The 22,752-nt window shown below is 58.0% G+C and carries 28 protein-coding genes; 11 read left to right on the top strand and 17 right to left on the bottom strand.

Annotated elements, in window-relative coordinates:
• Window positions 1-71: 71 nt before the first annotated feature.
• The 3 genes from BW921_RS03190 to BW921_RS03200 all read left to right on the top strand — a co-directional run bounded on the left by BW921_RS03190 (window position 72) and on the right by BW921_RS03200 (window position 1,946).
• Window positions 72-752 (top strand): protein-L-isoaspartate O-methyltransferase, encoded by a 681-nt coding sequence (locus BW921_RS03190; protein ID WP_088335490.1) that lies wholly within the window; start codon window positions 72-74, stop codon window positions 750-752.
• A gap of 100 nt (window positions 753-852) precedes the next feature.
• On the top strand, window positions 853-1,539 hold the full coding sequence (locus BW921_RS03195; protein WP_168168701.1) for an ASCH domain-containing protein: 687 nt from the start codon (window positions 853-855) through the stop codon (window positions 1,537-1,539).
• Complete coding sequence (locus BW921_RS03200; protein ID WP_148688542.1) at window positions 1,536-1,946, top strand: hypothetical protein; 411 nt, start codon at window positions 1,536-1,538, stop codon at window positions 1,944-1,946. Before BW921_RS03195 ends, BW921_RS03200 begins: the two co-directional genes overlap by 4 nt.
• A gap of 124 nt (window positions 1,947-2,070) precedes the next feature.
• Here the strand turns inward: BW921_RS03200 and BW921_RS03205 are convergent, their stop codons facing one another.
• From BW921_RS03205 to dcd, 7 genes are all read right to left on the bottom strand, one after another.
• Window positions 2,071-2,868 carry an MBL fold metallo-hydrolase gene (locus BW921_RS03205; RefSeq protein ID WP_148688543.1) on the bottom strand — a complete coding sequence of 266 codons (798 nt, stop codon included), beginning with the start codon at window positions 2,866-2,868 and terminating at the stop codon, window positions 2,071-2,073.
• Entirely contained in the window at window positions 2,865-3,833 is a 969-nt protein-coding gene (locus BW921_RS03210; protein ID WP_148688544.1) for a DUF2121 family protein, read from the bottom strand. Before BW921_RS03210 ends, BW921_RS03205 begins: the two co-directional genes overlap by 4 nt.
• 54 nt (window positions 3,834-3,887) lie before the next feature.
• Window positions 3,888-4,865 carry a radical SAM protein gene (locus BW921_RS03215; protein ID WP_168168702.1) on the bottom strand — a complete coding sequence of 326 codons (978 nt, stop codon included), beginning with the start codon at window positions 4,863-4,865 and terminating at the stop codon, window positions 3,888-3,890.
• Between the two features lie 59 nt (window positions 4,866-4,924).
• Entirely contained in the window at window positions 4,925-5,188 is a 264-nt protein-coding gene (locus BW921_RS03220; protein ID WP_088335496.1) for a metal-sulfur cluster assembly factor, read from the bottom strand.
• 6 nt (window positions 5,189-5,194) lie between these two features.
• On the bottom strand, window positions 5,195-5,569 hold the full coding sequence (locus tag BW921_RS03225) for a hypothetical protein (protein ID WP_168168703.1): 375 nt from the start codon (window positions 5,567-5,569) through the stop codon (window positions 5,195-5,197).
• Between the two features lie 87 nt (window positions 5,570-5,656).
• A complete protein-coding gene (locus BW921_RS03230; protein ID WP_168168704.1) occupies window positions 5,657-6,733 on the bottom strand; it encodes a DNA topoisomerase in 1,077 nt (358 codons plus the stop codon).
• A gap of 509 nt (window positions 6,734-7,242) precedes the next feature.
• The gene (gene dcd / locus BW921_RS03235) at window positions 7,243-7,818 is read right to left on the bottom strand and encodes a dCTP deaminase (protein ID WP_236953791.1); all 576 of its coding nucleotides are present in this window, start codon (window positions 7,816-7,818) and stop codon (window positions 7,243-7,245) included.
• Between the two features lie 211 nt (window positions 7,819-8,029).
• Here dcd and BW921_RS03240 point away from each other — a divergent pair, with 211 nt between their 5' ends.
• Window positions 8,030-8,266: a hypothetical protein gene (locus tag BW921_RS03240; protein ID WP_168168705.1), complete on the top strand. Its 237-nt coding sequence runs from the start codon at window positions 8,030-8,032 to the stop codon at window positions 8,264-8,266.
• Window positions 8,267-8,832: 566 nt separating this feature from the next.
• Window positions 8,833-10,065, top strand: coding sequence for a hydroxymethylglutaryl-CoA reductase (NADPH) (hmgA, locus tag BW921_RS03245; protein ID WP_148688550.1), 1,233 nt, complete (start codon window positions 8,833-8,835; stop codon window positions 10,063-10,065).
• Here the strand turns inward: hmgA and BW921_RS03250 are convergent.
• A complete protein-coding gene (locus tag BW921_RS03250) occupies window positions 10,062-10,385 on the bottom strand; it encodes a hypothetical protein (protein ID WP_088335502.1) in 324 nt (107 codons plus the stop codon). The two genes, hmgA and BW921_RS03250, sit on opposite strands and share 4 nt — an antisense overlap.
• Window positions 10,386-10,420: 35 nt before the next feature.
• Between BW921_RS03250 and BW921_RS03255 the strand changes: the two genes are divergently transcribed.
• Window positions 10,421-11,128, top strand: a complete 708-nt coding sequence (locus BW921_RS03255; RefSeq protein ID WP_148688551.1) for a DUF2103 domain-containing protein — start codon at window positions 10,421-10,423, stop codon at window positions 11,126-11,128.
• On the opposite strand, the gene BW921_RS03260 is transcribed toward BW921_RS03255, so the two are convergent.
• Window positions 11,118-11,603: a hypothetical protein gene (locus tag BW921_RS03260; RefSeq protein WP_148688552.1), complete on the bottom strand. Its 486-nt coding sequence runs from the start codon at window positions 11,601-11,603 to the stop codon at window positions 11,118-11,120. The two genes, BW921_RS03255 and BW921_RS03260, sit on opposite strands and share 11 nt — an antisense overlap.
• Before the next feature lie 31 nt (window positions 11,604-11,634).
• Between BW921_RS03260 and mmp11 the strand changes: the two genes are divergently transcribed.
• Complete coding sequence (gene mmp11, locus BW921_RS03265) at window positions 11,635-12,579, top strand: methanogenesis marker protein 11 (RefSeq protein WP_148688553.1); 945 nt, start codon at window positions 11,635-11,637, stop codon at window positions 12,577-12,579.
• Here mmp11 and BW921_RS03270 read toward each other — a convergent pair.
• Window positions 12,539-12,802, bottom strand: a complete 264-nt coding sequence (locus BW921_RS03270) for a DUF504 domain-containing protein (RefSeq protein WP_148688554.1) — start codon at window positions 12,800-12,802, stop codon at window positions 12,539-12,541. The genes mmp11 and BW921_RS03270 overlap by 41 nt on opposite strands.
• 26 nt (window positions 12,803-12,828) lie before the next feature.
• On the opposite strand from BW921_RS03270, the gene BW921_RS03275 reads away from it, so the two are divergent.
• The 3 genes from BW921_RS03275 to BW921_RS03285 are packed head-to-tail and all read left to right on the top strand — an operon-like array spanning window position 12,829 to window position 15,560.
• The gene (locus BW921_RS03275; protein WP_148688555.1) at window positions 12,829-13,557 is read left to right on the top strand and encodes a hypothetical protein; all 729 of its coding nucleotides are present in this window, start codon (window positions 12,829-12,831) and stop codon (window positions 13,555-13,557) included.
• 13 nt (window positions 13,558-13,570) lie between these two features.
• Entirely contained in the window at window positions 13,571-14,149 is a 579-nt protein-coding gene (locus BW921_RS03280; RefSeq protein ID WP_148688556.1) for a hypothetical protein, read from the top strand.
• A 7-nt stretch (window positions 14,150-14,156) separates the two neighbouring features.
• Window positions 14,157-15,560: a P-loop domain-containing protein gene (locus BW921_RS03285; RefSeq protein WP_148688557.1), complete on the top strand. Its 1,404-nt coding sequence runs from the start codon at window positions 14,157-14,159 to the stop codon at window positions 15,558-15,560.
• Between the two features lie 5 nt (window positions 15,561-15,565).
• On the opposite strand, the gene BW921_RS03290 is transcribed toward BW921_RS03285, so the two are convergent.
• The 6 genes from BW921_RS03290 to endA form a co-directional block, all read right to left on the bottom strand.
• Complete coding sequence (locus BW921_RS03290) at window positions 15,566-16,546, bottom strand: hypothetical protein (protein ID WP_148688558.1); 981 nt, start codon at window positions 16,544-16,546, stop codon at window positions 15,566-15,568.
• Window positions 16,524-17,054 carry a hypothetical protein gene (locus tag BW921_RS03295; RefSeq protein WP_148688559.1) on the bottom strand — a complete coding sequence of 177 codons (531 nt, stop codon included), beginning with the start codon at window positions 17,052-17,054 and terminating at the stop codon, window positions 16,524-16,526. Before BW921_RS03295 ends, BW921_RS03290 begins: the two co-directional genes overlap by 23 nt.
• A 244-nt stretch (window positions 17,055-17,298) precedes the next feature.
• Window positions 17,299-18,372, bottom strand: a complete 1,074-nt coding sequence (locus tag BW921_RS03300) for an SAM-dependent methyltransferase (protein ID WP_148688560.1) — start codon at window positions 18,370-18,372, stop codon at window positions 17,299-17,301.
• A gap of 1 nt (window position 18,373) precedes the next feature.
• The gene (locus BW921_RS03305) at window positions 18,374-19,498 is read right to left on the bottom strand and encodes a tryptophan--tRNA ligase (RefSeq protein WP_148688561.1); all 1,125 of its coding nucleotides are present in this window, start codon (window positions 19,496-19,498) and stop codon (window positions 18,374-18,376) included.
• Window positions 19,499-19,526: 28 nt separating this feature from the next.
• Window positions 19,527-19,772: a sigma factor-like helix-turn-helix DNA-binding protein gene (locus BW921_RS03310; RefSeq protein ID WP_088335514.1), complete on the bottom strand. Its 246-nt coding sequence runs from the start codon at window positions 19,770-19,772 to the stop codon at window positions 19,527-19,529.
• Window positions 19,773-19,785: 13 nt separating this feature from the next.
• Window positions 19,786-20,295, bottom strand: a complete 510-nt coding sequence (gene endA, locus BW921_RS03315; protein WP_168168706.1) for a tRNA-intron lyase — start codon at window positions 20,293-20,295, stop codon at window positions 19,786-19,788.
• A gap of 138 nt (window positions 20,296-20,433) precedes the next feature.
• On the opposite strand from endA, the gene BW921_RS03320 reads away from it, so the two are divergent.
• Window positions 20,434-21,402: an archaeosine biosynthesis radical SAM protein RaSEA gene (locus BW921_RS03320; protein WP_168168707.1), complete on the top strand. Its 969-nt coding sequence runs from the start codon at window positions 20,434-20,436 to the stop codon at window positions 21,400-21,402.
• A 7-nt stretch (window positions 21,403-21,409) separates the two neighbouring features.
• Here BW921_RS03320 and BW921_RS03325 read toward each other — a convergent pair whose 3' ends face one another.
• The gene (locus tag BW921_RS03325; protein WP_168168708.1) at window positions 21,410-22,582 is read right to left on the bottom strand and encodes a hypothetical protein; all 1,173 of its coding nucleotides are present in this window, start codon (window positions 22,580-22,582) and stop codon (window positions 21,410-21,412) included.
• Window positions 22,583-22,752 lie beyond the last annotated feature (170 nt).

The raw sequence follows: 22,752 nt of genomic DNA on the forward strand, positions 1-22,752 counted from the left end.
ACACACCCCGACGGCTCCGCGCTCCGACACGTCCAAAACCCCTACGGTCATCAGTCGGTGGGGGGACGGCGTTGGCTGAAGACGATGAGGTCTTTCGGCGCGCCCGTGAGCGTCTGGTGGAGCGGTTGAAGTCCCTGGGTTATATTAGATCGGATCGCGTGGCCGAAGCTATGCTCAAGGTGCCGCGCCATGAGTTCGTCCCGGAGGACCTCCGAGATCGGGCTTACGTCGACTCGCCCTTGCCCATCGGCAAGGGACAAACCATCTCGGCCCCGCACATGGTGGCGTTGATGACCGAATTGCTCGATCCACGGATTGGGCATAAGGTGCTCGAGGTAGGGGCTGGTTCGGGGTACCACGCCGCCGTGGTAGCCGAACTGGTAAAACCAAATGGTCGTGTGATCACGGTCGAGAGGATCCCGGAACTAGCGGACTTCGCTCGGAATAACCTGAAGAAAACCGGATACGACCGTTTCGTGAAGGTGTTGGTGGGGGACGGAACCAAGGGCTACCAGCCCGAGGCTCCGTACGACCGTATTCTGGTGACGGCAGGCGCTCCGGACGTCCCGGAAAGCCTGCTGGAGCAGCTGAAGCCAGGAGGGAAAATGGTCATTCCGGTAGGAGATCGACACATGCAGGAGTTGTGGTTGGTGGAGAAGACCGAGGACGGAGAAGTCAGGCGTCGTCGGCACGGTGGATGTGCGTTCGTACCACTCGTAGGGGAAGAGGGATTCCAGGAACCCGAATCTTGACCCACTCTAGAGGATATGTACGACCCCGGGGATGAGGAGACCGGCAGGAGGAGACCGGGATGATCGAGGACCCCGATACCCGACCCGGGAGGTGAAGACCATGGTTAAAGTCCCTGATCGCGTACTGAGCCGCTCCGAGGTCGCTCAGAATCCACACCGGGCCGTAGGAGAGTACGTCGAAGCTGTGGTGGTGCAGATAAAGGGAGATCAGGGTATTCAGCTGGAGCTCGGCCTACCGTTCGGCGTGTTCCTACCGGCCGGAGCGATCCGGGCGGCTTTAGACTGGCCCGAACCGGTGGATTTGGAGCTACTATTCATACCCGGGGAAGAGCTGATCGTCAAACTCGAGGATCTAGATCTTAAGAACAGAGTAGCTCGTGTGTGGATCCCGGAATTCGAGGTGGAACGGCTCCGAGTGAGGCTCGGAGAGAGGCCGCCTCGCCGCGTGATCGAGATCATGACTAGGGAGGAATTCTTCGATCTGATCACCGAGGGTCTGAAAACCGCAGAGATACGGCCGTCCGATCACCGATCGTTCAGGTATCTGGAGCCGGGCGATACGCTCATATTCAAGAACTTCAAGGCCGGAACCATGCGCTGTATCGAAACGGTAGTCAGGAACGTCGAGAAGGACCTGGACCCTAAGGAAGCTGCCGAGAGGTTCTATCAGGAGGCCGGATTCGAGAGCCCCGAGGAATGTCTAGAGGGGCTCAAGGAGATGTATGACGGACTCCCAGAGAAGGTCGATGTAGCCGAGTTCGAGCCGGTGAGGGAGTGGGAAGAATGAAGGAGGAAGTGGCAAAAAGGATCGCATCGGAAGTGGCACCCCGGGTCGACTCGAAGGTAGTGGACAGGGTCTACGTGGCCGTGCGTGAGGGTACCGAAGAAGACCCAGAACCCGTCGCGAGGCTCGTCGAGGAAGGAGAGGAGGTATACGTGGTCTTCATCGGGCTCGAGGAGTCCGAAGACAGCAGTGCCGATAGGACCCTCGTGAACCCTAGGAACCTCGAGGCTATGACCATCGATCTGATGGAGTGGGCGAAAGAGAAGTTCGAGGACGTCCACGTGTTAATCGGTGGCGTATCTTTCATCTGGAAGGGTGGCTCGTTCCGAGATCTCCTACGGCGCTACGGTGAGGATCCGAACGACTTCACGGTGATCGAGGAGAAGGCCGTAGGTATCCCTCCCCGCTGATTCAACGCCTAACGGAGCTCATCTAGGGGCATTAAGGCGTTATCGAAGCTTCGGAGACGTATTCTGGGCGCGTGGCTGCGGCTCTTCGCACGTCCGCGATACGTTGGCCGCCACTCACGGTAATTCACAGATCATAGGCGCGTCCATCCCGGGCAGCGACGGTTTCAACGCCAGTCTCGTGCTCAATACGCCTCGCTTCGCGCCCGGGACCTACCCTAAGCATCTTCATTCCGAAATGTGTTATGAAAACCTTCCGGAGTTCGGGTGCTTCCGAGACTAACTCTATCACGTCGCGGGTGCAAAGATGTCCTCTGATCCTATCCGATCCCGGCCTTACGACGTTGACTATAGCAACGGTCACGTCTTCTATCACCTCGAAGAGATCTTCACGAAGCTCCGTGTCTCCGGTGTAGTAGATGGAGTCGTCCTCTGTTTCGAGACGGAACCCGATACCGGTAGGGTCCCCATGGGCGGTCGGTACCGCTTCGAGGGTCCCGACCGGTAGGTCTACCTCATCGCCGGGTTCGAGCACCACCACTTCTTCCGGTAGGCTTCGGTGGTAAGCGCTGAGGACGGGACCGTAGTCACCGGAGTCATCGGAACACCCTTCCACTGCGGAAACGGAGCCTACGAAGATGCCACGACGTTTAGTCCCGCCGCGCGTCATAGCCTCGACGAGTACCTCGGCTTCGGCGTAGTGATCGGGATGTGAATGGGAGACGAACACGGCGTCGACGGCCGTGGTGGGTCGTCGGGAGAGTCTGGTACTCAGAAGACATCCAGGCCCTGGATCCACGTGGAGATGGAAGTCCGGGAACTCAAGACGGAAACCTCCGGTTCTGCGTTTCTGAGTGATCATAGCGAAGCGCCCGCCGCCTGTACCAGCGAAGAACATTGTAGTGTTGTCCGTCCACCGGTTCAACGTCTCGTTCGGCAGATTGAGTACCCCGTTACTACGGGCAGGTCCTTTCCATCTATCTTCATTATCCCGTCTTTCACCACCACCGTATCGCCCGGCTCTACCTTCTCGGGATCACCTTCGACGGCCATGACGATCTCTTCACCGGGACCGGCGACCACGTCTCCCATGTGCCTGGCGTCGACGTCCTCCACGAGCCTGACGACGATCCGCCGCTCGGGAGGAACGTCCTCCACACCCTCACCCTCCTCCTCGGTGCCGACCTCGACAACTTCGCCGACCACCCCTTCCTTCAAGATATCGTAACCTTCCCGGATATGCTTGAGCATCTCCTCAGCGAGTCGTCGTCTATACTCGCGGAGTCGTTCGATGTCCTCGTCGATGGCCTTTTGGAGGTGAATCCGAGCCAAGTGGTCCACCCTGCCCTTTACCTCGAACGCGTCGTACTCGGAGCTCACGAGAACGGTGTTGGAAGACACGTACTCGAAAATATCATCCAGTGCGTTTCGTAGGGATTCTAGGTCTGGCTTCCCTCCGAGCTCGGAGTCCACGAACTCGATCACCAGTTCCTTGACGACCTTAGGACCTTCCACGATCAGGGCGGGGCCGCCGAAATTTTTGGATAGAACTTTTTCTCCTTCGAGTTCGACGATGGCGTGGGCTCCGGGAGTAGCATAAACACGGCGTCTCCGGACGCCTTTGGCAGATCTTACACCGACCTCTCCGGCCACCACCTCGTCGTTCACTTTCCAAACCTTCTTCCTATCGTCATGGAACTCGAAGTAACCACCCTCGACCTCGAGATCTTTCAGGAACGATTCCAATTCTTCTTCCGTTCTTATTTCACCGGAGTACAGTTTTTCCTCCACTTCCCGCATCTTTTCTTCATCCATACGAGCGACTAGGATGCGATGGTCCCCGGCCACGAGAGCACCGTCCGTCCCGGCGTAAGCCAGTACCAGGGTCAACGCGTCCTCTCCCCGAGCTAGTTAGAGTTAGATGGAAATTATTTCAAGTTAACTTCAAACGTATCGGTATATACAAACGTCGACGTTTTCCAGATGACGCTCGGCGGCGCGTCTGCACTCTCGCATAACACGGACCGGCGTGTAACCGAGATCCGCCGAGTGGTATTGAGGCACGTGCTGGAGAATCCGGTAAGGTATGCCTTCGTCGATGGAAGCCAGAAACTCCGCAATTTTCTCTACATCCTCGGGCGTAATATACCCTGGCACTACTAAGGTACTCGGACGGAGGATCGGTGGATCTTCTCGCGCGAATTCCCGACCGATGATCTCGAGATTCTTAAACGTGTACTCGGGGTCGGAGAAGGATAAGGCGTAGTATATCCGTGGATCGAACGCCTTGACGTCCATGTTAAAACCTCCACCGGACTCGTAGCAGATCTCGGCGATTCTACGCATGAGTTTTGGTCTTAAGCTTCCGTTCGTTTCCAAGCACACGCGAACGCGGAGCTCCTCCCACTCACATCCGATCTCTATAACCTGGTCGTAATGGGGGGTTGGATCACCACCGAAAAAACATACGCACGTCACGTCCGGATCGGAGGCACGACGTTTCAAATCTTCGGAACTCAGCCGCTCACGTTCCATCCAATGTTCGTAATTCTGGCAGAAGAAGCAGTGATGGGTACATCCACCGTAGAATACGGCTAGGTTGTATCGATCGCGCTCGGGCCCCAGTGTTTCCGTGTACTTCGGGTACCCGCGAGAGGTGGCACCAGGGCAGACCCACGCTCCCACGCAGTTGGTAGGATGGGGATCCAGATATGCGCGGCCAATGTGCTCGCGGACTATCTCACCGCATTCGTTTCGAACGACACCGCAGTACCCTACCTTCCCCTCGGGTATCCTACACCGGTTCACGCAGGCGCCGCACTCGAGCCCTCCCGACGGCGGCTCCGGTGGGAGTCCAAGCTCCCTCCTCGCTTCAGCGTGCGCCTCTCGGAGGATCTCTCGGGCTTTATCCCAACGGTTCAAGATACATTCCCTACACACGCGTAAAAACGAGGATGCGGGAGCCCCGCAGAGTTCGCAGGTCATTCTTCTTCCTCCGTCAACACGTGTCCGACCAGCTTCACGTCGACGTTCACGCCCTCGAAGGCGGACTGGAGGGCAGCCTTGACTTGTTCCACGATCATCAGTGCGGAGGGACAGAACGGGTTAGTGGGCCGGATGATGACTTCGATGTTCTCATCGTCTGCGTTCACCTCCTCGATGAGCTTCATCGAGACTATGTCGAGTCCCGTGTGTGGGTCTTTCACACTCTTGAGCTCCTTTAACACTTCCTCTTCTGAGGGCAACTAGGTTCACCCCCGAGCCTTCCGGAGCACCTCTTTCGCGAACTTACGGGCTTTTTGAACATCTTGTTCGTCTGGGTGCCCTCTGGCGATCAAAGGTAAGAAAGGGTGCTCTCCCTTTATGGTTAGTTCCCCGATCACCTCCCCGCCGGCTCGTTCGATCCTTTCACGCATCCATTTGATGGTTTTACCCCAGTGTAAGGAGTACGTGCAGAATAGTGCGACTTTAACGTCGCTCCAGTCGTTGTTGCGCACGAAGTGACGAACCGGCTCCGCCGGTCGGAACGCGTGGACTGGGGTGCCGAGGAAGGCGAGCTCGGCATCCAAGCGTTCGTTGCCGCTGAGGATCTCGACGAGCGAGGCTCCCGTGGTCGAAGCGATCACTTGGGCGATTACTCGAGTGTTCCCCGTCTCCGAAAAGAAATACACTTTGCGTCTTATGGGATCTCACCTCCACACGTGATTCGGTTATCACGGTTCCGGGTCAGGCATCTCGACGACCCTTTCGAGCTCTAGGTAGAGTTCTTCCATTTCCTCCTGATACTCGGCCTTACCGAGTGCTACGGCGTCCATGCGTTCCTCAAGATCTCTCGTCGTCTCCTCCGATACGAACCGCTCGTAATTAGCACTGAGATATTCGTAGATTGCTTCACCACGGGTTGTCGGGAATATCCACCTCCGTTGCGGTACCTCGTACACGTATCCGCGTCGAAACAGCTTCTCAACTATCTGCGCGTAGGTGCTAGGACGGCCAAGCCCCCGCTCTCGCATGTCTTCAACCAACTCCGACTGATCGTACGGGTACTCTTCATGTCGTTCCAACACCTCTACGTCTCCTATTTTGAGCCGGTCTCCCTCTTCCAGTTCTGGGGTCTCCCGGATGCCGTACGCCGGCAGGTCGTATTCCGTTAGGACCTTAGTGAAGCCCGGATCGACGATCTCTAAAACCCCGCTGAGCTCGAGCTCCGCGACGGGCACCCCTTCGACTTCGACCTCCAGTACGGCCTCCTGGTAGAGGACCTTCGCGGACTTCATCTGGCTAGCTACGAAACGTCGAAAGACGAGATCATAAAGGCGTAAATGGTGGGAAGTCAACGTGACGGTGGTTCGAATCGCTCCCTCACGAACCATAGTTCGTATCTCCTCGACGTCGGCAGGTTTGGTTGGTCTTATACACTCGTGGGCGCCTTCGACGTGCTCGGCCTCGGGTTCCCAGGTCCTCGGATTGTAGTCCTCGGGGTCGAAGTTAGCCCGAATGTAATCCCGAGCCACGCGCTTGCCCTCCTCCGAGACTCTGGTAGAGTCGGTCCGGTGGTATGTGATGAAGCCCCCCTCAAATAGGTCCTGAGCCAGCTGCATGACGCGCTCGGACGACAGTCGAAGTCGTCGGGTAGCTGCCTGAAGCATGGTTCCGGTCTCGAAAGGTGGTTTAGGGTGTATTTCACGCTCCTCTCGATTAACTCGGACGACCTCGGCTTCCGCTCCCCTCATCGAAGTGTAGGTCGATTCAGCGACGGGTCTGTTCCGGATCCGAAGTGTCGCATTCAATTACGATCCCCCGGCCTCGCAAGGTTAGGGCGAGCGCCGAGGCAAATATTGACTTTCGGGAGAACGGGCCCGGGTCGGGTGGGTAGGGCATGGACACGTTGTACCGACGCTGGTGGGAGATAGCCCCAGGAGGCACCCATATGATGGAGGGCACGGGGAGCCCCGACGGCCAGGGTATCCGAGTAGTGATCCGGTGGGGAGTGGGATGATTGTGGTGAACGGCGGCGGATAGAATGGTAGCACATCTCAATCGCGCTGATAGGCATGAATGATGAACATCGGGGCTCGCGAGCATCACATCGACGGAGATACTGTGAAGTTCTTCGGGATCGAGCGGTGTGACCGTCATGCTCCCGAAGTGCCAGTTCCTGTCGTGTCGGCATTCACCGCGCCGGGCGGGTCGGTAAATAACGTCGAGGAAGTCGGGAAATAGGTACTGTCTGAAGGCCAACGGTATCCCCTGATCTACCGGCCGCGCCCTCTGGTATTAACGGCCCGAAGATCGATTGTTATCCGCGACAGAAGTCCAAGTGCATCTTAGAGGGTGACGGTTTCTCGTCCCCGTGGTATTTACCACTGGACTCCGCATAGGTACGCTCCGCGGGGCTGGAGAGCCTGTGGAACACTATTTGTACCACCCTCATGCCGGGACGCAGCTTGACTGGCATGGGGTTGAAGTTAACCAGTTCTAGCGTCAGCCGCCCACGCCACCCAGGGTCCACGTACCCGGCCTCGACGTGGGCTTGTATTCCGAGCCTGCCCAACGACGAGCGTCCGTGAAGGACTCCGGTTATGTCCGGTGCGTTGATCTCGATCCACTCGTGCGTGACGGCCAACACGAGCTCGCCTGGATTGATCACGAACTCTTCGTCTTCATCGATCACTACCCGCTCCGTGTTCTCACCGGCGTCGACAGTTGGGTCTATGCAGGGCTTATGGAGCGTCTTGAACACCACAAACTCGTTGCCTAAGCGCAGATCCAGACTGGCCGGTCCAAGGGCTTCCTCGAGATACTCCTCCTCGAGTGGTTTCACGACGATATCGCCCTCTTTCAGAGCCCGCTTGATGTCCCGGTCCGAAAGCACCGTCAAAGGCTCTCCCCCGGGTTGAACCGCGAATCGCATACGTTCCGACCCTCTATCTCGACTGGTGGTACCTTGACCTACGGTACCGTCGGGACGTGTGCCGAGCCATCACCGTCGACCGACGAGACGGATTCGGCTATGATAGCACAAAGTGCCGGCGTCCAATCCGGAGCGTGCGCATGCGGAGTTACCAATATCGGGAGTGGCGTTGGTGGCAAGTTCGAATACCATAATTTTTGGCTTCGTGGACGACGCCGCGGCGCTCGTTGAGCGAGAGATCGAAAGAACCCGATATCCGGAATCCCTTCCGCTGATCGACGAGGCTAGAGAGGACTTAATAGACGACAATTTTAAGGCATACGTTTGTGAGTCAACCATCAAAGCCAGGGTTATTATTTCCGATGTAGTGTTAAAGTTGTTGTTGGAGCTTCGGAGTTTCTCAAGCTAATTACGGATTCGGGTGTGGATGTGGTTTAGATAGTGAGATGATTTCCGTGGAGCCCTCCTCGGATGTTTTAACTGGATTCGGTAGCAAGGGATGATAAGACCGGGATCGTGGTGCCAACGGATTCAACCGGGTCTCTGCCTCGATCTGAAGGTGTAAGGGAACGTCTACTTACGAGGCCACGGCTACATCGGCGTTCAGTTTCCCACCCTCGACGTAGGTTCGCTCCATGGGACGCGAGACGTGGTCGGGGGACACGCGGCGGGCTCAAGTCGACTGTCGGCGAATGAGCTGCCTGCGCGAGGACTCCATCACCGTCTCGCTCCTGAAGCGGCTGCGAATTATTCGCCCTATCATCAGGGCCTTCACTCAGTTCCCGCCGAGTGTACGTGCCGGACTACTCCACCGACGGGTGGCGACACTGTTACGTGATATTGTAGTTACGTGACCAACTAGCGGAGATCGCCGAGACTATCGTGGCAAATGGCGTAGGGACCGGTGTCGGACCCGGATACGCTTCGAGCTACTTTTAGGCTCCGTCCCAGAGTGTCCGTCGGGGGCTGTTCTTCGTGGATGAGAAGAAGATCGAGGAGCTCGTGAGCAAGGTAGTGGAAGGTGAGATCAAGTTCCACGAAGTGGAGAAGTATACCGACGGTGATAGTGAGGTAGCCACAGAAGTTCGACGTCGTGCGCTGGAGCGGTTGACCGGCGCGGAGCTCAAGCACCTCGGCGAGTACACTATCGACGCGAACCGTGCGATGGACAAGAACATCGAGAACATGATCGGAGCCGTTCAGGTACCGGTCGGTGTCGCAGGTCCGCTGTTAGTGCACGGGGAGTACGCAGAGGGGGAGTACTACGTACCGCTCGCGACGACTGAGGGGGCGTTAGTGGCCTCCGTCAACCGAGGTTGTTCGACTATCACCGATTCAGGCGGTGCCCACGTGAGGATAGTGAGAGACAGAATGACGCGTGCTCCGGTGTTCAAACTGCCGTCCGCTCGTGAGGCGTTGGAGTTCTGCGAGTGGGTATGTAAGCACTTCGACGAGATCAAAGAGGTGGCCGAGAGTACCACACGTCACGGTGAGCTGCTCGATATTCAGGAATTCGTGGTTGGTAGGCACGTATTCCTCCGGTTCGAGTTCGATACGAAGGACGCGATGGGTATGAACATGGTCACTATCGCCACCGAGGAAGCTGTGAACTGGATCGAGGAGAAGTATCAGGACGCGAAGTGCGTTTCGATAAGCGGGAACGTTTGTGTGGACAAGAAACCCTCGTGGCTCAACAACGTACTGGGCCGAGGTCGAACGGTGGTGGCCGAAGTCGAAGTCCCGCGCGATATAGTCGAGGAGAAGCTTAAGACCACTCCGGAAGCTATGGCCGAGGTCAATTACAGGAAGAACCTGGTGGGTTCCGCGGCCGCCGGTAACATCGGGTTCAACGCGCATCACGCGAACGTTGTGGCCGCTATCTTCATCGCTACAGGCCAGGATGAGGCGCACGCTGTCGATGGGTCAACTGGGTACACCACGATGGAGGTCACGGAGGACGGTGATCTGTACGCCAGTGTGACGATTCCCAGCTTGAACGTAGGGACGGTTGGAGGGGGTACCGGAGTGGAGACGCAGCGCGAGTGTCTGGAAATCCTCGGTGTGGCTGGTGGGGGAGACCCGCCCGGTGTCAACGCTAAAGAGTTCGCCGAAGTGGTCGCCGCCGCGGTCTTAGCGGGTGAGCTGTCACTCGTAGCTGCACTGGCGGCAGGACATCTGGGTAAAGCGCACAGGCTCTTAGGTCGTTAAGCTTCGAAAATCGGGAGTGGGAACTCCTCCTTCCCTTCCCCTCCCTCTACGAGCTCACGCATGAGTTCGTGGACGCGCTCCCGGATCTCTTGGTACTCCTCAGTAACGTCCTCCATCAACGTCACCGCGTAGCCGAACTCCCTGTCCGAGTCTAGGGAGACTACCTCGGGTTCCTCTTCCATAATCTCCTGAAGCATCTCGTACGCCTCGTCGAAGTCGTCCGCCGAGAACCGAGCTGAGAGTATCATGCGGTCACCGTGGCTGAACACCCTGAGTTTCACCAACTTTTCCTTGTGCTTGTTAAGTATCTCCATGATCATGGCCTAGAACAGCCCCCGATGCGAGGGTGGGTAACGTGACGAGGTGTCGGCGCTGCGGATACCCCGTCGAATTACCTCTTAAATGTCTCCGTTGCGGGGAACCGTCCTTCGAAGTCGCCGCGTTTCAAGTATACCCGAAGGATGTCAGGTACGTCGTAGCGTTCGTCAACGAGAGCGACGTTCACACAATCCGCCAGTCGTTTCAAGGAGATCCGGACGGGATCATGCTTCGAAACCTTGCAGAGAGACTAGGAGAGCTTCTCCACTCAGCGGCACCACACGCCGCGACGGCTGTCTGCACCCCACCGTGGATAGTCGAAATCGTGGAGCGGATATCCGGAGTAACCGTTCGCACGGTGAGGGACGATTTCGACGATGTTGTAAGGTCTCTGCAGGCCGAGCTTCGAGCCGACCGGCGGCTGGACCGCGTCGAAGAACCACCGGAGCGTAAGCTAGGTGGTAGTCACTCGACGATCATCGGTGGTCGGCGTGGGAGGGAACTCGTACTCAAGGTAGCTTCCGTACCCTACGTCAAGAAAGTGATCCCGGGTCGTATAGGAGCTAAAGGATCGCGTGGAGGTGGGGGAGTTCGACTGAAGGTGTCGCGGGTCAGTGGCAGTGGTAACGTGAAACTACTCCTCTCCGAAGGGGCGGCCACCCAGGAGATTTTCGTGGTGACCACCGCCCGGGACGAGCGAGAAGGTAAGCTCGTGGCCAAGCTACTTGAGCGGGTCATTCGATGAGCTTTCTTTCCCTCTTTCGCGGTGGACGTACCGTAACGACCGCTAACGCCCTTTCATCCTCTCGGACGAGCACCAATGTGCGCGCTTCTCCCGAGAATCGGGCGTACTCGAACTCTGTCGCTAGATCATCGACATCCAGACGACCTGCCGAGGTTGGGCGACATCCCTCCGCAGTGATCACATACACGGTGTAAGCGGGATGTAATCTGTCCAAATGACGCTTCAGCTCGTCCTGGTACTTCTCTAGCGGCACGGTTCTCATCTCGGAGAGCACTAGTACCCTTTCGGTTCCCACCGCAATCCATACGTCGTTCTTTATTAGCACTTTAGCGGCCGAAGCTAACCTCCTGAGTGCGTGGACGGCTTCGGGGACGTCGGCTGACGGCGACAGTTCCCTCTTCCTGAGTCGTTCTAAGGCGTGCCTGGTGGGCACTAACACCCACTTGTTCGGGTCGAACTTCCGTACGATAGCCAACTCACGATCCCCTCGGTGGGTGATCACATTGGTGTCGCTAAGTCCAGAGGAGGTCCATCGTAAGTGTTCGGAGAAAGGTTGGGTGACCATGTACGAGAGGATCGCCACGCTCACCGACGAGGACAGGGGACGCGTACTCTTGGTCGAGGACCATCCAACACCTGTCGGCGCCGAGTGGGTGATAAGGAACTACGAAGCCACCAGCCCGCTGGTAGAGAAAGCTTGGAGGGAGGGTAAGCGCCACTTTTTCTTGCTGAGGGTCGGGGAGACCTCGCTGAACCTTGAATCGGGTGTACGGGCCGCGGGTGTGGAGAGCGTAGAGGTGCGGGACGGCGAGGTCCGGGTGACTCATGCGGGGCTCGCCGGGGCCGGTGTCGGTGCCGCTCTATCCCGGGGATGCGCCGAGGGTGTTTCTCGGGTCGAGATTCATGAGGAAGGAGGAGGATCCCGACTGGGTCGGGCGACGGTGGTAACGCCGGAGCTACGACGCCTAGTGATCGGGGTCGATGATACGGACACCGAGGAGGAAGGCGCTACTTGGTCGGCGGTTGACGTGATCTGTCACCGCTTGGAGGACGAGGCAGGGGTTTTCTATTCCCGACACGTCATAGTGCAGTTGTACCCTAAGACACCCCACCGAACTCGAAACTGTGCGGCGGTAGTTGTAGAGCTCGGGGTGCCGCCGAAACGCGTAGAGAAGGTCAAGAGGAAGTTCCTGAAGATGCTGAAGGAAGTGTCCTTTTCCGATCACACATGTGCGGCGTTCTGGGACAGGTTAGAGTTCCCGAAGGAACTGAGAGATCTAGGGGACGCCGCCAAGCGTCGGATCGTTAGCCGGGAGGAGGTCGATGAAGTGGTAGAGATATGTGAGATCGAGGTCGTCTCGATCGGGGACGGAGAGCGCGGGCGGATAGGAGCCGTGGCAGCTCTGCCCTTCATCGACGACCACGGGCTCGCCGCCCGCGTTCCCAAATAACCCTACCACCGCGCTCCACCCGAATTACCCGATGTACTGGAATCTCCGCGTTCCACAGCACTAAAAAACCCCTTTTAACGTCTTGAATCTCATCTCCCCAGATCCGACGGAGCCCACTCGAGGATCCACGATCGATGACGTAGATCACGTACTCCGAGGGGTCGTCGTCCGGATCGTGCAACATGCGGCTAAAAATTTCTTCAAGTTCCGTTTTGCGCGACACATCGCCCACTCCCCGGGGGAGCCAGCATGTATCGAACGTTAACGCTGCTCATAATTTCCACGACCCTAATGACCATCGCAGCTGCAGAACGCCTAGACCCAGTCGACGAGAGCCGGCCGCACATTCTCAACGTTTACATCGAGGGGCACGATGCCACCTGCTTCGGCCAAGGTATCGACACGAAACAGATCGAGACCTCGGGCCTGAAGCACGTTCCAGAAGTCCAGACGAAAGGTGAGTTCACCGTGACGGTGGAGTTCGACACTGGTCCGCGTCCCCCTGAGCGACTCGCCGTGGAGCTTTACTTCCCGTCGTGGTTGGTGGTGCCGCCTAAGTACGAACTAAAGCCTGAGAAAGGGGTCGAGATCGATCATCCCGAACCTAATAGTACCATTCGTGCCGATCTCCGAGTTAGGGTCGGTGAAGGACCTAACCCACTGAGCATAGGCGATGAGTACTATCTCGTGGCCGTGCTTCGGGATCCGACCAAGGAGTCCGACGTCCTCGACTACGTGGTTTTCAAGCTGAGGTTCAAGGAACCGCGCGGTGGGGAAAGTACCCACGAACCGGCGCTCCTGAAGGTTACTCGGTCAGCACTCGGTGATGCCGCGTCGGTGCTCGTGGCAGGGTTCATTTTGGGATCTTTGAGTGTTCTCGTCGCGGAGATCGTGTGCGGATGGATTCATTCCGGACCGGCGGCGCAGTGGGCGACGGTGATAGGAGGGTTGATCGGAGCCCTCCTGGTCTCGATTTAGAGGGGGATCCAATGTGAACGTGAGGATCTACGCGGCGGCGTCCGTATTATGCCTGGCATTGCTCGCGGCTTCGGTCCAGTGGGACGTACTTGCGGATTTACCGGAGGCATGGAGGGAGCTGAACGCGGCTACGGAGCTAGCACACAAAGCCCTCGAGGAGAAGAAGAAAGGTGACGAACTGATGGAGGAGGTATCCGCCACCGTCAACGCGGCTAGGGGTGCCGGACTCTTAGCCCTCTCCGTTAACGCCCCAAGAATACTGGAAGACCTTCGCGAAGCGTACGTCCATTACGCCAGAGCCGTCGATGCGATAGAAGCGGCCGTCGATCATCTCGACAGAGCCCTTGATGTGATCGGAGCGACGGCCGATCCCGAGATAAGGGAGTCACTGAAGCTGATGCACGAGGGCGTGAGTCACTACAAGATGGCTTTAAAGGAGTTCAAGCTGGGCGTCCAGGCGGCCGACGAAGGGGATGTCGGAGAGGCGTTCCACCGCGTTAATTTGGCTTATCGCCTGATGCGCGAGGGCATGAAGATGTTCAGCCGAGGGAAAGCGGAGCTGGAAAGTAAGACGCTGTTGTTCATGGGATGACTCGTTTATGAGAGGACTCGAAGAGAAAATCCGGACGTTGCAGTTGCCTACGGGTGTGCGATGGTGTCCTAGGCGGATGACCAACAGGTCCAGGGGACGCCGGTGGTACGCTGTTCGCGGATCGGACGCCGTACGCGTAGTACTACCCGTTAGGGTGTCTCGACGTGATTTCAAGAAAGTGCCGAAAGGTGCCGAAGACGCGGCGGCTCACCCAATCATCGAGGAGATTAAACGACGGTCGCGCGAGGAACCGGACCTCTACCCGTTGTCCGGGAAGCTCTTGGACCATAAAAAGGTCCGGAAACTCACCGAGCCCTGTACGGTCGTACGACTCCACGGCTTTCGCACTCCTCCCATTTGGATGCCGGGAAAGTCCAACCGTGTCCTGCGCCGGTCACGCGAAGTCCTGTTAACGGTGCGGATGTTGTTCCCGCCCGATTGGTCTGAGGAACGCGTTCTGGACGGTGTATACGCAGCCTTGGACGCGCTTCGAGAGGTCGTACTGGAGATCCCACGGAAGGAAATCCTTCGAACTTGTGATGTGGTTCTCGATCAGCGAGAGCTTCGGGAGCAGTTGGAGAGAGGTGAGATCGAACACCGAGGGAAGCGGGTAGTATCCTTGATAGGGGATGGGGCACGACCCGCTCGCAGGTTGACGGACGTCCGTCGACACCACCGCATAGCCGGCCCCAAGCCCGACCCTCACATCCCGTTCGAGGTTCCTGAGGACCACGATGCGGACCTAGTTCCGCTGGAAATTGAGCTCCCCCGAACCGGCGAGCGAAAGCGCTTCCTACCGATTTACGAGGGAGAACTGTTCGCCATCGCCGGAGCCAACGCGCAGGGCAAGACTACCCTGATTAACGCCGTGGAAGCGGGTCAAGACGATCATGCGCCCGGGGACGGTCGTGAGTACGTGATTACAGTCCGGCGCACCGCCAAGGCCGAGGCGGGTGTCAAGAGGATGAACGGTGAGGATGTGAGTCTGTTCTTCCGGGAATTACCGCCCGGATACGAGGGGACTCCTGAAAACGTCCGTGGCCTCGCCAGCGGTTCGATGAAAATGGCCGCGGAGATCCAGCGGACCCTGGAGGAAGGAGCCAAAATACTCTTCATCGACGAGGACAAGGCCGCCGTGAACCTACTAGTGCCGGGAGTTCTTACCAAGGAACTTGAAGGTATCCGCACTCTCGTGGAGGTACGTGACGAGATCACATCCCGAGGCGTCACAATCGTCGCGGCTACAGGCGTTCTCGACGACTTCACCGCCGCCGCCGACAGAGCGATCGTAATGGAGGATCATCGGCCTAAGCCGTTGAACTTGAGGGAGTTCCGCGCACGGTTGGCCCGGTATTACTTGGAGCGGGCCCGAAGGTATCGCTCGAACGCCGAAAGCCCTGAAAGTGACTGAAAAAATCACCCGAGCTTGCCGGCTTCACCGCGTACACGCTCCCTCATCGCCTCGGAGTACCTAATGAACTCTTCAAGCTCGCGCCGCCGTGCCTGGTTCACGTTCAGTACTCGCGCTTCCTCTTCCGGTTCGAGCTCTTTCGCAAGTTCTAGGGTCTCGTCTTTCCCTTCTTCGAAGAACGTCTTGAGAATCGGCAATACGGCGGATAGCGACGGTGCCGCGACGGCTACGTCCGCTTCTGGTATACAGTACTCGTTCCCGTTAAAAGCTACCGCCAGTCCGCCCCGTTCCCTCACGAACTTCAACATGTCTACGTCCGTTATGCTGTCACCCACGCACGCGATCTCGGAAACGTCGGTATCTTCTAGGTCCGCGACCTCTTCCACGACCTCCGCCTTCCGAGATCCGCCTACTACCTTTATTTTAGAGCAGAACTCCCCGAGCTCGGTCTCGGAAAGTCTCCCGAAGAAGTCGTCGACACTCTCGACGAGCTCCTTTTTGTCGGCATCACTCGGCGGGTAGAACTTCCTCAGTATTTCCATTTCCATTTCGAGCACGAGCCGCCGCTCATCTTCTGAGGGTTCCGGAGCGTCATCTAGCGGCATCTCCGTGCAGTACACGTGTTCGAGTGGAATGCCGACGAGGCCGGCGATACGCATGGCATGCTGCTCGTAACTCGTGGAAGCTATGAACGGAGTAGCATCGAGTTCTCTCACCGTCCTTCGAGCACCGGGAGTGAGTGTAGCATCTTCCGAAACCCTTCGAAGATCGTCTTCAGTGACGCCGTGAACAACTAGGAACGGAACGATGAGTGCCAGTGTGGTTCCCGGTTCGTATCCCTCCCGCTGCTCCTCGAAGTACACCACATCGTCGTAGAAACTGATGACCTCAAAGATCTCCCGACCGTTGGGAACGCAACGCGCCATGACCTCGTAAGCGTGGTCCATCGGGGACAGCGGGCCTTCAAGGTCGAACACTACGGGCACGTTGACGCCCCCTCAGGTGCTTCAGAACTCGCTCGGTTCGCTCTTCGATCACGTCCATCCGGACGGCGCGACCCACGCAATCGTCCTCCAGGAAGTACATGTAGAGCATGCCCACTACCCGCTCGTTCTGCGCCACCGGGGCGCCTGCGTCGCCAGGTCCTGGGATTGCCACGTTTGGAATTCTGATACTCAACTCTCGTCGACCTACCTCCAACACCTCGGCTAGTATCCACCTGTTCCCGATGTGAACGGCACACGTTCCTTCTTCCGGTAATCCTACGTCGGTTACCTCCGAGTGACCCGGCTCCACCCAATATGCCGCGAACCCACCGACTGGGTCATGGAACGCGAGCTCACAGACGGTTCCCCCACCTCGGACGCGCTTCGGCACGTTCTCGGGGTTAGAGCTCGTGATCACTACTCGACATCCGTTCACGTCCAACACCGCCGTGACCTTTCCTTCCCACCCAAGTCCGTGGATCCTGTCACCGGCTTTCAGCAGGCGCATGACCCCCCGTGTCACCTGCGACTTCGAGCGGGGTTATCACCCCACGCTCACGACGCCGATCGAAAACTAGGAAATCGATAACTAGGAAGTCAGAGGTAGGTTAGGGAGCTGAGGAGTATAGGGCGACTCTCGGGTCGAGCGGGAGTCAGACCTCGCGGGCCCAACTTCCCGAGACTGTCGCTACGTGGCTACCACGCAGTGAGATCATTCGCTGAACCTTCCGAAACGTCGGCCGGAACGCTGATCACACCTTCCGAGCCACTAAAGTCCGCTCGTTAGGTGTATTCCGTTTCAGGCGCTCGATAGCCAGTATCTCGTACCCGCGGCGCTCGTATTCGAGTTCGGTTTCTGAGACAGCCGTCTCCACGTCCGATGCGGCGTATTTTCCGGTTGACGGGTCGACGGCCAACTTCACCGTCTGCACTATGAACCCGCCGGGCTCGAGGAATTCGTCCGCGACGCTGAGGGTGATTTCGGTGGCTTCAGTGTGGATCCTATTGAGATCGCTCGTGACTAACCTGACACGGCCTTCGATGTCGTCTTCGGTCAGCTCTTCGGCCCTTTTCTTGAGGTGTACGACGTTGTCTAGCTCGAGAACCTTCGGGTGCAAGTCCCCTGGATCTACGGCGTATACCGTCCCTGACTCTACCCTCCTCGCCAGTTCGTAACTCCAACCACCCGGTGCGGCCCCGAGATCGATCACGTCGGAACCTTCCCGTACGATGTACGGATGGCGCTTCAGCAACTCCCTGAGTTTGAGCTGAGCCCTGGAGATAGGTCTCATCCCGGGACTCCACTTGCGTACCCGTTTAACCTCTTTGCTGACGATCAGGTCCGGAGGGGCTACCGAGATCCCGGCGGTATCCTGTAGCACCTCGATCCAGACGTAGTAGTCGGGGTCCTCCAAATCCACCGGGGCGCCGGTCGCCTCCTGTACCGCCGCACCTACCTTCACCTCGACCTCTCGCTGTCCGAACGGTGGTTTGCCCCGCTTTCGGCACCGTACTGCAAACGACGTGTTTTCGCCCAGCTTACGTCGCGCCAGGATCGTGGCCGTGCGTTTCATCACGTCCAGGTCGGCGCGCACGGTTCGGTGGATGGGGACGATCTTAGCCACCCAATCCGTGTCCGCATCTTTCACTATCTCGACGATCTCTTCCGGTTCTAGATCCGATCGTACCACTACGACGCCTTTGAAGTACGTGGGCTCCGCCTCCGTGTACGGGTCCTCTTCTTTCAGTATACCCTCGAGCTCTTCGACACAGCGGAACTCGAACCCGGCGGGGCATGTCACTAGAGCTTGGAACGGTGGAATCATCCTACCAGTCCTCCGGCACTTCGGGCGCGTCCGGGTGCTGTGATAGTATGTCCGGAAGCTCGTCTCGAACGTCCTCGCGACGACGTTCTAGTTCTTCCAGTACCTCCGCTAGTGCTTCTCCTACCATCCGTTTGCACTCACCGCAGATGATGTCCCCTTCTCGGCACTTCTTCCGGATCTCCCGTAGCTTTTCATCCCCTCCGATGCGGTCTGCTAGATGGTACACCATGAGTTCGTACACCACGCACTTGTCAGGGTCGCCACCGTGCTCGCGGTGTTCCTCGAGCGTCGCCCCTCCACCTGTCTTCGCGTTCCACACCTTCTCTTTCGCCGCCTCGGGATCGTCGGTGAGGAATATCGCGGTGTTGGGTTTACTGCTTGACATCTTACCACCAGTCAGCCCGGTCATGAACCTGTGGTACGTGCTGGCCGGCTTGATCAAGTCCTCCTTCTCCGCTATATCCCGAGTCAGCCGGAGGTGGGGGTCCTGGTCGACACCCACGGGTACGAGGACCCGGTGTGGTCTTTCGATCTCCTGTGGGTGTAGTATGTCGGCGGCTTGAACGATCGGTGCGAAAGCGTGCCCCATGCTGGTCTCGCCGGTGAACCCGTACGTGTTCTTCACGGCGTTCCACGTGAGTCGGCCAGCTAGCAACAGTGCCATCCGCTGGACTGTCTTTCTCTCGGATTGGAGGTAGATCTCACATCGATCCGGGTCCAGGTCGAGACCCAACGCGGCGTAGTTGAGGACGTACTCTTCGATGGCGATCCTGTGTGCCCGATCCAGGTCCATGTTCCGGGCGTTGTATGCCTCCAAGTCGGCAATTGGGATGTACACCTTGACGTCCATCTCCTGTTGGTAGAACACCAGTTGATCGACGACCGTCTTGTGGCCGAGGTGCATTCGGCCGCTAGGCATCATTCCGCTGAGGACGCTGACGAGTTTGCCGTCGTTGTAATCCTTGAGGAAGGCGTCGTAGTCGCGGTGCCCGAAGACTATACCACGGTCCAGCAGCGGGAATCGCCGTGGTAGTAACTCTCGGACTTCCTCGTCGATCGGTCGAATGCCGAACTCCTCGGTAAGACGTTCGTAGTCAACTTCTTCTACGTCCCAGGGATCGATCAAAGTCTCGGGTATGGGAGTTCACACCCGCTCATTCGCTCTCCACGAACTTTTCCTTCACGTAATCGATGAGGCCTTCTTCCTCGGCCTTCTTTAGGTGGTACTTCACGGACTTAAGTGAGATGCCCTCTTCCTCGGCTATTTCTTCCTCACTCTGTCCCAAGACGTACTTTCTGAGGATTATTCTCGCCCGCCGGGCGCTGGTGGTCACTCCCTCCTCGACGAGATCTCGTGGGTGACACGGCCAGGCTCCGTAGTACGGCTTCTGATCGGCCATGGGAGTGTCCCCCTTACAGTCTCTTCCACCGCCACATCACATACTCGATGCGTGGTTCTTCGACGTCCTCAACGACGGCTAGGACGAAATCCTTCCGGACGGAATGTGCCAAACGTGTGGCCCGCAATACGTCACGGGTAGACAGTTCCGTGTCCGGCTCGACCACCCTCACCACGTATTTAGAGTGTTCCCGGTCGGGGTCCTCCTCGTACACCCGGAACCTTCCTCCGTACTTAAACCCGGACTTCACCACGTATCCCCGCTCGGTGAGATCCCGATAAACGACGTATCCTGCCAAAAACCCAGGTCTCCTACGTTCGAAGAAGGAAAGCAGTTCTTCCACATTCATGGATTCGCCTTCCGGCGTCTCCGGGTTGATCTCACCTTTCTCCGCCAGGTACACGGTTTCGAAAGGGTCAAGGAAGAGCACGTTACCGTGCTCTGTTCCGAAGTACCGACGCTTCAAGTCCTCGTAATCCTTAGAGACTAAGCTACCACCTTCGAAGACCTTAGCATGTGGCAATTTCTCACCCCCAGTTCCCGGCGCACAACATTCAACTAGGATGGATCGTTCGGACTACATGGGCGTGATGAAAGGCCTGCGTCGCGGATCCTGCGGATGAAGATTGAGCCCGGCACTGACTCGGCCTGGGTGTTCACCGTGCGGTTCCGAGGACGGCCCGACCGGTACGTGGCGGCGTGGAAGCAACCCGACCGAGTCACGGGAGCGGATCGTAGTGTAGTGATAGTGCTGTCCACCCGGGGCTGCCGATGGTTCCACGAGACCGGAGGATGTGTGTTCTGCTCCTACCCGCTCGAGGGCGCGGGTACGAGGGTGCCGACGGAGCTCCTAATACGCCAGTTCGAGCGAGCTTATTCCCGACACCGACTGGACTCACCACACGGAGTCAAACTGTTCACGTCGGGTAGCTTCTTAGACCCTGAGGAAGTGCCAGACGAAGCCGTTCGGGAGATACTAGGTCGGCTGGCCGAAAACGATCTGGTGACGGAGGTATCCTTCGAATCTCGCCCCGAGTTAATCACGGACGAGCGGTTGGAGTTGATCACGGACGTTTTGGACGGGAAGTCCTTCGAGGTAGGCATCGGGTTGGAAACCAGTGATGACGAGCTGCGCGCGTCTATGAACAAGGGCTTTTCCTTCCGTGAATTCGCCAAGGCCGTGAAGAAGGTGAGGGAGTATGGAGGAATCCCTAAGGCGTATGTAATGCTGAAGCTCCCATTCCTCTCCGAATCAGAGGCACTCAGGGACGCGTACATGTCATGCGTTGACGCCCACTTGGCCGGCTGCACTAGGATTTCGATATGCCCTGTCACAGTCCATAGGGAGACCGTGCTGGAGAAAGCTTGGCGCGCCGGGCTTTACAGACCGCCCTGGTTGTGGACCTGCGTGGAGGTAGCTAGGAAGGTGAAAGGGGACTTAGGTGATAGGGTCGATCTGCTGGTAGATACGAGCGGTGCCGGAACTCCACGAGGTCCGTCCAACTGTCCGAGATGTTCCCGGCGTGTCGCCCGGGCCCTTCGGGAGTTCACCCGTACGCAGGATACCGGCAAGCTCGAGGGTCTCAAGTGCTCATGTTTCGCGGTTTGGCGCACGCATATCGTCTGCTAGGCACGTTTCAGCCGATGCTGAGTAGTGTCGCCAGCAACAATCCCCATACGAACACCAGCGCCGCCCGCGCGAGTATTCCGATGACTGGGCTCAAGTCACCCTCCGCCGACGCTCCCGATACTTTTTCCAGTATCCCCATCCCCGAAAGTGCCCCGGAGACGGCTTCGAACGCCCCCTGGAGCAACTCCAAGGTGATCTCTGCGATTCCGATCGCCGCCTGTCCCAGCGAGCTCAACAACTCCGGATTGACGATGGACAGTGCCAATCCTCCGAACGTCCCGAGCACTAGTCCCGTCAGCAGCAGGCCCGATAGGTCGAACTGTCCGCCTCCTACCGGACCCCACTGTGAGGTACCACTCGCGGACTCCGTGATGGACCTTATGACGTCACGTACGAGCTCCATCCTCTTGACCTCTCCGTACCTGAAGAGCCATACGTCCGGACAGCCAGCCTCCTTCAGCAGCGTTAGCTGATGCGCTAGACGACTTTCGTTTAGCTCGTGGAGCGCTATTGCCACCTTGCCTGGGTAGAGCCGCTCGTACAGCTTGTACACTCTGACGGGCCACTCGTCGTCCCTCCCGTACTCCTCGGTGTAGGCCTCGACGATGAACTTGTCCACGTAAGTCGCGATCGCGTCTCGGTCGATGGAGTACGGCTCCGGCTTCTCAGGCAGTAAGCAGAAGTACACCACCTTACCGTGGGAGTGCACGAGTTCCGAGATCTCACGTACGAGGTCGGTGATAGCCTGCATAGCTTTCGCGCGCTTGACGGGGTCACTCGTCGGGTACCGGAAGGAATCGTCCAATATTACCCCATCACAGTACGGTAACGCCGACCGTACTGCGTCGAGGATTTCCCTACGCGCTTCTGGGTCCCACGGCTTGTCCCAGCCGTCCTTACGTTCGAACCCCACGATCCAGGCGTATACCTTGACGTTCGGGTCCCTCGCCTTGATGTGGGAGTATACGGCCGAGAGCGTGTCGACGCGCGTCGGGGTGCTGACCCCGCGGATTAAGACGGCCACCTCTGTGTAGCCCGTGCTGAGGATATCGTCCGTGAACTTTTGGACGCCTTCGGACCTTATCGTGCTTCCCCAAGCGAACACCCCGACATCGGTAGCGCAGGCGGGTGTAGCGAGTAGAATGGTAGAGATCGAAGTCATCAAAACTCTAGTGAGCATGTCCACCCCCCTCGAATGCCTCGGAGGTTGCAAAACGTCTATAAAGTCCCTGGGCGGGCACACCACCAGCTCTGGATTGCCGGAAAACCCGTTCCGGGGTGTCGACTTTGGCCGACGAGGTATACACGGTCGACTTCAAGAAGCGTCAGGAGGAGAACGAGGAGAAAGTC

This window comes from Methanopyrus sp. SNP6 (assembly GCF_002201895.1).
Classification (GTDB): Archaea; JAADCQ01; Methanopyri; order Methanopyrales; family Methanopyraceae; genus Methanopyrus.